9 protein-coding genes are annotated in these 9,588 nt (G+C 65.5%); all 9 read right to left on the bottom strand.

Annotated features, from left to right (window positions below; genetic code table 11):
- Positions 1–77: 77 nt before the first annotated feature.
- Positions 78–1,397 (bottom strand): phosphate regulon sensor histidine kinase PhoR, encoded by a 1,320-nt coding sequence (gene phoR / locus ACV229_RS39570; RefSeq protein WP_448088484.1) that lies wholly within the window; start codon positions 1,395–1,397, stop codon positions 78–80.
- An 85-nt stretch (positions 1,398–1,482) separates the two neighbouring features.
- On the bottom strand, positions 1,483–2,184 hold the full coding sequence (gene phoB, locus ACV229_RS39565; protein ID WP_059566937.1) for a phosphate regulon transcriptional regulator PhoB: 702 nt from the start codon (positions 2,182–2,184) through the stop codon (positions 1,483–1,485).
- 32 nt (positions 2,185–2,216) lie between these two features.
- The gene (gene phoU / locus ACV229_RS39560) at positions 2,217–2,921 is read right to left on the bottom strand and encodes a phosphate signaling complex protein PhoU (protein WP_448088483.1); all 705 of its coding nucleotides are present in this window, start codon (positions 2,919–2,921) and stop codon (positions 2,217–2,219) included.
- 18 nt (positions 2,922–2,939) lie between these two features.
- A complete protein-coding gene (gene pstB / locus ACV229_RS39555; RefSeq protein WP_448088482.1) occupies positions 2,940–3,788 on the bottom strand; it encodes a phosphate ABC transporter ATP-binding protein PstB in 849 nt (282 codons plus the stop codon).
- A 15-nt stretch (positions 3,789–3,803) separates the two neighbouring features.
- On the bottom strand, positions 3,804–4,697 hold the full coding sequence (gene pstA, locus ACV229_RS39550; protein ID WP_448088481.1) for a phosphate ABC transporter permease PstA: 894 nt from the start codon (positions 4,695–4,697) through the stop codon (positions 3,804–3,806).
- Positions 4,694–5,680, bottom strand: coding sequence for a phosphate ABC transporter permease PstC (pstC, locus tag ACV229_RS39545; protein WP_448088480.1), 987 nt, complete (start codon positions 5,678–5,680; stop codon positions 4,694–4,696). The genes pstA and pstC overlap by 4 nt, the downstream gene beginning before the upstream one ends.
- Positions 5,681–5,774: 94 nt before the next feature.
- The gene (gene pstS, locus ACV229_RS39540) at positions 5,775–6,806 is read right to left on the bottom strand and encodes a phosphate ABC transporter substrate-binding protein PstS (protein WP_448088479.1); all 1,032 of its coding nucleotides are present in this window, start codon (positions 6,804–6,806) and stop codon (positions 5,775–5,777) included.
- A 476-nt stretch (positions 6,807–7,282) separates the two neighbouring features.
- Positions 7,283–8,638 (bottom strand): phosphoglucosamine mutase, encoded by a 1,356-nt coding sequence (glmM, locus tag ACV229_RS39535; RefSeq protein ID WP_448088478.1) that lies wholly within the window; start codon positions 8,636–8,638, stop codon positions 7,283–7,285.
- A gap of 25 nt (positions 8,639–8,663) precedes the next feature.
- Positions 8,664–9,563, bottom strand: a complete 900-nt coding sequence (gene folP, locus ACV229_RS39530) for a dihydropteroate synthase (protein WP_448088477.1) — start codon at positions 9,561–9,563, stop codon at positions 8,664–8,666.
- Between the last annotated feature and the right edge of the window lie 25 nt (positions 9,564–9,588).

Here is a 9,588-nt window from a genome sequence, read left to right as displayed (position 1 = left end):
CACCGGGCTGTGCTTTTTTGTGTGCTGCGGACGCGCACCAGCGTCCGGTGCACGTCCCCGCTATCGCGTCAGGCCTCTCAGGCTTCGTACGCCGCCGGCCTCACGGTGACGGTCCGCAGCGCGGGAAAGCGCGCGGTGAACGTGCTGCCGCGCCCCTCCTCGCTCTGGATGTACAGATGGGCATCGTGCCGCTGCAGCACATGCTTGACGATCGCGAGCCCGAGCCCCGTGCCGCCCGTATCGCGCGAACGGCTGCGGTCGACGCGATAGAAGCGCTCGGTCAGCCGCGGCAGATCGGCGGCCGGGATGCCGAACCCGCTGTCCGTCACCGAGAACACCGCCTGCGAGCCCTCGCGCCGCCACGATACGAGGATTCTGCCGCCCTCCGGCGTATAGCGGATCGCGTTGGTGACAAGATTCGCGAACGCACTGAAGACTTCCGTCTGCGCGCCGGCGACCGCGAGCGTGTCGTCGACCGCGAATTCGATATCGTGATGCCCGTTCGACAGCGACTGCGCGTCTTCGCTCAGGTGGTCGAACACGGAGCGCATGTCGATCGGGCGATCGGCCGCCGGCTTGCTCTCGCCTTCGAGCTTCGCGAGCACCAGCAGGTCGGTGACGATATGGCGCATCCGCGACGCCTGCTGCTCCATCAGGTCGAGATAGCGTGTGCGGTCTTCCTCGTTGAGCGGCAGCTCGCGCATCGTTTCGAGAAAACCCGACAGCACGGTGAGCGGCGTCTTCAGCTCGTGCGACACGTTCGCGACAAAGTCGCGCCGCATCGCGTCGGTGCGCTCGAGCTCGGTGATGTCCTGCGTCAGCAGCAGCTTGCGGTTCTCGCCGTACGGGAACACCTGCACGGCGAGCACGTTCTGCCGCGCATCGCCCATCCCGTGCATCACGAGCATCTCGTCGTAGTGCTGAGAATTCAGGTAGCGGACGAAATCCGGATGCCGGACCAGGTTCGTGATGTGCTGGCGCAGGTCGCGCTTGGCGTCGAGGCCGAAATGCACTTCGGCAATCGCGTTGCACCACTCGATCTGGTCGTGGTCGTCGAGCATCGCGACGCCGTTCGGCGACGCCTGGATCGCCTGGATGAAGCGCGAATGCTGCTGCTCGACCTGCCGTACCTGCGCGTGCCATTGCTTCGCGAGCTTGTGCAGCCGGTAGTAGATTTCGCCCCAGATGCCCGGCGCGCTCGGCACTTCGCCATACACCGGCGCGTCGAGCAGGCGCCACAGGCGCTGCGTGTGGAAGGTACTGAAAAAGCCCTGGGCGACCAGCATCACGACCGCGAACACGAGCGCCGCGGTCGGGCCGGCGACGACGCCGACCAGTACGCTGATCAGCACGAGCAACACGAGCGACACGATGAAGCGCGCCCAGATGATGTTCATGATTCAGCGTCCGAAAAGTTGAAAAGCCTGTTGCGGCGCGCGATGCGCCGTCCGTGCACAACGTACGTTACGTACCTGACGCGTATTACGCGTGCTTCGCAAGCCGGTAGCCGCTGCCGCGGACCGTCTCGATCATCGCATCGCAACCGGCCGGCTTCAGTGCCGCGCGCAGGCGTTTGATATGCACGTCCACGGTGCGCTCTTCGACGAACACGTGATCGCCCCACACCTGGTCGAGCAGTTGCGTACGGCTGTGCACGCGCTCGGGATGCGTCATGAAGAAGTGCAGCAGGCGGAATTCGGTCGGGCCGAGATCGAGCTTGATCTCGCTGCCTTCCGCGTGCGCGGCGACCCGATGCGTCGCCGGGTCGAGACGCAGCCCGTTGATCGACACGACGTCCTCGGTCAACTGCGGCGCACGGCGGCGCAGCACGGCCTTGATGCGCGCCATCAGCTCCTTCGGCGAGAACGGCTTCGTCACGTAGTCGTCCGCGCCGATCTCGAGGCCGAGCACCTTGTCCTGCTCGTCGCCGCGTGCGGTCAGCATGATGATCGGGATGTGCTTGGTGCGCTCGTTGTTGCGCAGGTCGCGCGCGAACGCGATGCCGGACTTGCCCGGCAGCATCCAGTCGAGCAGCACGAGATCGGGCAGCACGTCGCTGATCAGGTTCGCCGCCTGCTCCGCGTTGTACGCGCGGATCGGGCAGTGTCCGGCATGCTGTAGATTCACCGAGATCAGCTCGGATATCGCGGGTTCGTCTTCGATGACGAGAATGTTGCTGGGCATCGGCACCTCTGTTCCTTGGAGCGAAGTTCGCTTTAACTATTGGCTTCGCGATCGAGCGTGTCGCGCGGCTGGTGCCGCACGTCGGTGCCCTTCACGATGTAGATGATGAATTCGGCGATGTTCTTCGCGTGGTCGCCGATCCGTTCGATCGCCTTCGCGATGAACAGGTATTCGAGGCCGACCGTGATCGTGCGCGGATCTTCCTGCATGTACGACACGAGCTTGCGCACGAACGCGCGGAATTCCTGGTCGATCTCCTTGTCGTCCTTGACGATCTGCGCGGCGGCGACCGTGTCGAGACGCGCGAACGCGTCGAGCGCGCGGCGCAGGATCGTCACGGCCATCTCGCCGGACACCTTGATCTCGGCGATGTTGACCGTGCGCGCGGCCGGCTCGTCGACGAGGCGGCGCACGCGTTTCGCGATCTTCTCCGCCTCGTCGCCGGCGCGCTCGAGGTTCGTAATCGTTTTCGAAATCGACATCAAAAGACGCAGGTCGCGCGCGGCAGGCTGGCGCAGCGCGATGATGTTGCCGCACTCCTGGTCGATATCGACTTCCATCGTGTTCAGGATCTCTTCGTTCGCGATCACCTTCTCGGCCGCGTTGCGGTCGAATTCGTTCAGCGCGTGCATCGCGCCCGTGATCTGCGCCTCGACGAGCCCACCCATCTCCAGCACCTTCGACGACACGGCATTGAGATCGGCGTCGAACTGGCTCGACAAATGTTTATCCGACATGGCTGTTGTTCTCCGTCATCAACCGAAACGGCCGGTGATGTAGTCTTCCGTTTCCTTGCGTACCGGCTTGATGAAGATCTTCTCGGTTTCGCCGAACTCGATCAGTTCGCCCAGGTACATGTAGGCCGTGTAATCCGAGCAGCGCGCCGCCTGCTGCATGTTGTGCGTGACGATCACGACCGTGTAGTCGCTCTTCAGCTCCGCGATCAGCTCCTCGATACGGCCCGTCGAAATCGGGTCGAGCGCCGAGCACGGTTCGTCGAGCAGCAGCACTTCCGGACGGATCGCGATGCCGCGCGCGATGCACAGACGCTGTTGCTGGCCGCCGGACAGGCCGTAGCCGCTCTGGCCGAGCTTGTCCTTCACCTCGGTCCACAGCGCGGCCTTGGTCAGCGCCCACTCGACGCGGTCGTCCATTTCCGAGCGCGTGAGCTTCTCGAACATCTTCACGCCGAACGCGATGTTGTCGTAGATCGACATCGGGAACGGCGTCGGCTTCTGGAACACCATGCCGACCCGCGCGCGCAACAGCGAGATGTCGCGCCTCGTGGTCAGCAGGTTCTCGCCGTCCATCAGGATCTCGCCTTCGGCGCGCTGCTCCGGATAGAGCGCGTACATCTTGTTGAACGTGCGCAGCAGCGTCGACTTGCCGCAACCCGACGGGCCGATGAACGCGGTCACCTTGCCTTCGGGAATGCGCATGTTGATGTTCTTCAGCGCGTGGAACTTGTTGTAGAAGAAGTTGAGGTTGTTGACTTCGATCTTCGCGTTCAGCGGCTCGAGCGGACGGCCGTCCACGGCGCCGTGCGTACCAGCCGGTGCGGCGACGCGTTCGATGGGATTCAGGTGGCTTTCTGCCATATTCATCGGATTGCTCCGCCGTTACTGTTTCGAAAAGATCGAGCGCGCCAGGATATTCAGTCCGAGCACGCCGAGCGTAATCAGGAACACGCCCGCCCATGCGAGCGACTGCCATTCCGCGAACGGGCTCATCGCGAACTTGAAGATCGTGACGGGCAGGTTCGCCATCGGCTGGCTCATGTCCCACGAGAAGAACTGGTTCGACAGCGCGGTGAACAGCAGCGGCGCCGTTTCACCGGCGATCCGCGCGACCGCGAGCAGCACGCCGGTCATGATCCCGCCGAGCGACGCGCGCAGCGTGATCTTCATCACCATCCGCCATTTCGGCGTGCCGAGCGCGAATGCCGCTTCGCGCAGTGCGTTCGGCACGAGCTTCAGCATGTTCTCGGTCGTGCGGATCACGATCGGGATCTGCAGCAGCGCGAGCGCGATGACGCCTGCCCAGCCGCTGAAACGGCCGGACTTCGCGACGACGAGCGCGTAGACGAACAGGCCCACGACGATCGACGGTGCCGACAGCAGGATGTCGTTGATGAAGCGGATCGTGCTCGCGAGCGGGTTCCTCTTGCCGTATTCGGCGAGGTAGACGCCCGCCATCACGCCGATCGGCGTGCCGACCAGCGTGCCGAAGCCGACCAGCAGCAGGCTGCCGACGATCGCATTCGCGAGGCCGCCGCCCTCGGTGTTCGGCGGCGGCGTCGATTCGGTGAACAGTTGCAGCGACAGCCCGCCGATGCCGAGGTGCAGCGTCGTATAGAGAATCCATACGAGCCACATCAGGCCGAACACCATCGCGCCGAGCGACGCGGTGAGCGCGATCGCGTTGACGATCTTGCGCTTGCGCTGAAGGCGCGCGCGCATCACATCGAGGACGGTGCCGTCGGGGCCCGGGAAATTCATGACGGGCTGGCTCATTTCGCCCCCTCACCTTTTTCGAGACGCAGCAGCATCAGCTTGGAAATCGCCAGCACGATGAAGGTGATCACGAACAGGATCAGCCCCAGTTCCATCAGCGCGGACGTATGCAGGCCCGGCGACGCCTCGGCGAATTCGTTCGCGAGCGCCGACGTGATGCTGTTGCCCGGGGAGAACAGCGACACATTGTCGAGCAGGTTCGTATTGCCGATCACGAACGTGACCGCCATCGTTTCGCCGAGCGCGCGGCCGAGGCCGAGCATCACGCCGCCGATCACGCCGGTCTTCGTATAGGGCAGCACGATCTTCCACATCACTTCCCACGTCGTGCAGCCGATCCCGTATGCCGATTCCTTCAGCAGCACGGGCGTGACTTCGAACACGTCGCGCATCACCGACGCGATGTACGGAATGATCATGATCGCGAGGATCACGCCGGCGGCGAGAATGCCGATCCCGATCGGCGGGCCGGCCGTCAGCGGACCGAGCAGCGGCACGTGCTCGAACAGGCGGCCGATCGGCTTCTGGAAATAGTTGGCGAAGATCGGCGCGAACACGAGCAGGCCCCACATCCCGTAGACGATCGACGGAATGGCAGCAAGCAGCTCGATGGCGATGCCGAGCGGGCGGCGCAGCCACACGGGCGACAGCTCGGTGAGGAACAGCGCGATGCCGAAGCTGACGGGCACGGCGATCAGCAATGCGATCACCGAGGTCACGATGGTGCCGTAGATCGGCACGAGCGCCCCATAGACATCCGAATTGGGATCCCATTCGGACTGCCACAGGAATGAGAAGCCGAACTTCTGGATGGTCGGCCACGAGGAAATGATCAGCGAGACGATGATGCCGCCGAGCAGCAGCAGCGTCACGATCGCGGCGAGCCACGCGAGGCCGCCGAACAGGACATCCCCGGTGCGGCTCGGTGCGCGTTGCGCCCCGCCTTCGGCGGACCGGGAAGACACGTATGGAATATCAGACATGGTTGCCTGTTTTTGAACGCCGGGCGCCGTGACGCCCGGCCTTACCGCACACGCTGTCCGGCCGGTACGGCCGGACAGCGAACCGCTGCAACACTTACTCGGCGATCGGCTTGCCTGCCGAGTCCGTCACCTTCACCTTCCACTGCTTGCGGATCTCGGCCGTGACTGCCGGCGGCAGCGAGATGTAGTCGAGGCTGTCAGCAGCCTTCTCGCCGTTCTTGAACGCCCAGTCGAAGAACTTCAGCGTTTCCGCACCTTGTGCCGGCTTGTCCTGCTTCGCGTGCAGCAGCACGAACGTCGCGCCGACGACCGGCCATGCGTCCTTGCCCGGCTCGTCCGTCAGGATCTGGTAGAACGACTTCGACCAGTTCGCGCCCGCGGCTGCGGCCTTGAACGTTTCGGTCTTCGGCTCGACGACCGCGCCCGACGAGTTCTTCAGGGACGTGTAGACCATCGCGTTCTTCTTCGCGTACGCCCACTCGACGTAGCCGATCGCGCCCGGCAGACGCTGCACGAATGCCGCGACGCCGTCGTTGCCCTTGCCGCCCGTGCCCGTCGGCCAGTTGACCGTCGTGCCTTCGCCGACCTTCGACTTCCACTCGCCGTTGACCTTCGACAGGTAGTTCGTCCAGATGAAGCTCGTGCCCGAGCCGTCCGCACGGCGCACGACCGCGATGTCGGTATCCGGCAGCTTGACCTTCGGGTTCAGCGCGGCGATCGCCGGGTCGTTCCACTTCTTGATCTTGCCGAGATAGATGTCGCCGAGGACCGGGCCCGACAGCGTCAGTTCACCGGCCTTCACGCCCGGCACGTTGACGACGGGCACCACGCCGCCGACCACCGTCGGGAACTGGAACAGGCCTTCCTTCGCGAGTTCGTCGTCCTTCAGCGGGGCGTCCGAACCGGCAAAATCGACCGTCTTCGCGTTGATCTGCTTCAGGCCGCCCGACGAGCCGATGCCTTGGTAGTTGATCTTCGCACCGCCGGACTGCTGGTAATCGGCAGCCCATTTCGTATAGATCGGCATGGCGAAGGTGCTGCCTGCGCCCGTGATGTCGGCGGCGTGCGCAGCGACGGCGAAAAGCGCGCCAGCCAGGCCAGCAATCGCGGTTTGCATCAATTTCATGAGACCTCCAGAGTGTGAGCGGATGACTACGGCACCGCGAAGGTTAGGGGCTGCTCATGACGGTAATGTGACAATCGATGAAACTGGCGTGACAGTAACATGACTGGTTGAAAGGCAACAGCGGACGGGGGAAAGCACGTGCCGGGGACGCGCTGGCACTGCCACAGTAGGCAAGAATTGCCGGGAAGGAAATGGTGAAATGCGCACCGCTGGGGCGAGCGCCGGCGGATTGTACCTGCTCGGCGCGAGCGCGATGCGCTTCCGCGATGGCGGTGATACAGCGAGTCAGTGAGCAAGCGGTCTGCCTGGTGGGGTCGGAAGCGCCCCCACTACGCGCGAGCGCCGCACGCACTCACACGGGTTTCGCGGAACCGGCGATGGCGCTCCGCCGGAAGCGCCCGCCGGGGCCGCTTCCCTGCTGCGGCAGGCACGGGCGGCGCGGCAACGCGACGCGCGCCGCCCCGCCCGGTGCCGGATCAGGCCGTCGCCGCGCGCACCGCGTCGGCGATCGCCTCGGCATGACGGTTCGCGTCCGCGCCCTGCTGCGCCTCGACCATCACGCGCAGCACCGGCTCGGTGCCCGACGCGCGGATCAGCACGCGGCCGCTGCCGGCCAGCGCCTTTTCCGCGTCGTCGATCGCCGCGCGGATCGACGCGCTGCCCTTCCAGTCCGCACCCGGCTTCATCCGCACGTTGATCAGCTTCTGCGGGAACAGCGTCACGCCGTCCAGCATCTGCGCGAGCGTGAGGCCGCTGCGCTTCAGCGCGGCCAGCACCAGCAGCGCCGACACGATGCCGTCGCCGGTCGTGTGCCGGTCGAGCGACAGGATGTGGCCCGACCCTTCCGCGCCCAGCTGCCAGCCGCGTTCGCGCAGCTGCTCGAGCACGTAGCGGTCGCCGACCGCCGCCCGGACGAACTGCACGCCCTCGCGCTGCAGCGCGACTTCAACGGCGAGATTCGTCATCAGCGTTCCCACCGCCCCTTCGACTCGACCGTTAGTTGCGATTCGATCCTTGACGAGGACGTACAGCAGCTCGTCGCCGTTGAACAGCCGCCCGGACGCATCGACGACCTGCAGGCGGTCCGCGTCGCCGTCGAGCGCGATCCCGAGATCGGCATGGTTCGCACGCACCGCGCGCACCAGTGCGTCGGGCGCGGTTGCGCCGACGCCGTCGTTGATGTTGAAGCCGTTCGGCGCAACGCCGATCGGAATCACGTCCGCGCCCAGCTCGTGGAACACGTGCGGTGCGATCTGGTAAGCGGCACCATGCGCACAGTCGACGACGAGCTTCATCCCGCGCAGGTCGAATGCCGCCGGGAACGTGCTCTTGCAGAACTCGATGTAACGGCCGGCCGCATCGTCGAGACGACGCGCCTTGCCGAGTCCGTCGGACGGCGCGCATTCGAGCGGCTTGCCGAGCCACGCCTCGATCGCGGCTTCGGTCTCGTCCGGCAGCTTGTTGCCGTCCGCCGAGAAGAACTTGATGCCGTTGTCGTGATACGGGTTGTGCGACGCACTGATCACGACACCCGCCGACAGGCGCAGCGCGCGCGTCAGGTACGCGACGCCCGGCGTCGGCATCGGGCCGGCCAGCATCACGTCGACGCCCGCTGCCGAAAATCCTGCCTCCAGCGCAGCCTCGAGCATGTAGCCCGACACGCGCGTGTCCTTGCCGATCAGCACCGTCGGGCGCGATCCGGATGCAACGTCGGCCGAGCCGGCCAGCACCTTGCCCGCCGCGTAGCCAAGCCGCAATACGAAATCGGGCGTGATCGGCGCTTCACCGACCGTGCCGCGAATCCCGTCCGTACCGAAATATCGACGTCCCATAAGGAATCTTCCTCCTAGTTTTGACTTATCGATGCCGCGCGGCCCCCCGCACGGCCCCCCAGATCTTCAGTGCATCGACGGTCTGGCCGACGTCGTGCACGCGCACGATCGCAGCGCCCCGCTCCACCGCGCACAGCGCGGCCGCGATGCTCGCCGCGACACGCTCCATCGGCGGCTTGCCGCCGATCACCGCGCCGAGCATCGATTTGCGCGACATTCCCGCGAGAACCGGGTACGGCCGGCCATCGGGCCGCGCGGGCGCCGTCTCCTGCAACGCGGCGAGCAGCGCATAGTTGTCGTCGACGACGGCCTTGCCGAACCCGAAGCCGGGATCGACGCAGATCCGTTCCGGCGCAATGCCCGCATCCGTCAGCGCATGCGCACGTGCCGCGAGGAATTCCCGCACGTCGGTGACCACGTCGCGGTAATCGGGCTCGTGCACCTGCATCGTCTGCGGCTCGCCGAGCATGTGCATTGCACAAAGGCCGCTGTTGCCGTCGCGCACGGCGTCGATCGCGCCGGGCTGGCGAAAGCCCCAGATGTCGTTGATCAGGTCCGCGCCGGCGGCCAGTGCGGCGCGCATCACGGCCGGCTTGTACGTGTCGACCGACAGCGGCACGTTCAGCGGCCGCAACGCGTCGATCAGCGGAATCACCCGCGCGAGTTCCTCGTCGAGCGGCACTGGCGGCGCGCCCGGACGCGTCGATTCGCCGCCGATGTCGAGGATGTCGGCCCCTTCGGCGAGCATCCGCTCGGCCTGGCGCAGCGCATCGTCGCGGACCAGGAAACGGCCGCCGTCGGAAAACGAATCGGGTGTCGCGTTCAGGATGCCCATCACGAGCGGGCGCTCGAACGTCAGCGTGAAGCGGCCGCACTGCAGCGGCGCAGGAATGAATGCGGGAGAAACGGAATCGGACACGAGCAACCAGCGTGTAATGAAAGCAAAACGG

It is taken from the genome of Burkholderia sp. MR1-5-21 (assembly GCF_053427715.1).
This window is presented reverse-complemented; position numbering and strand designations above follow the sequence as displayed.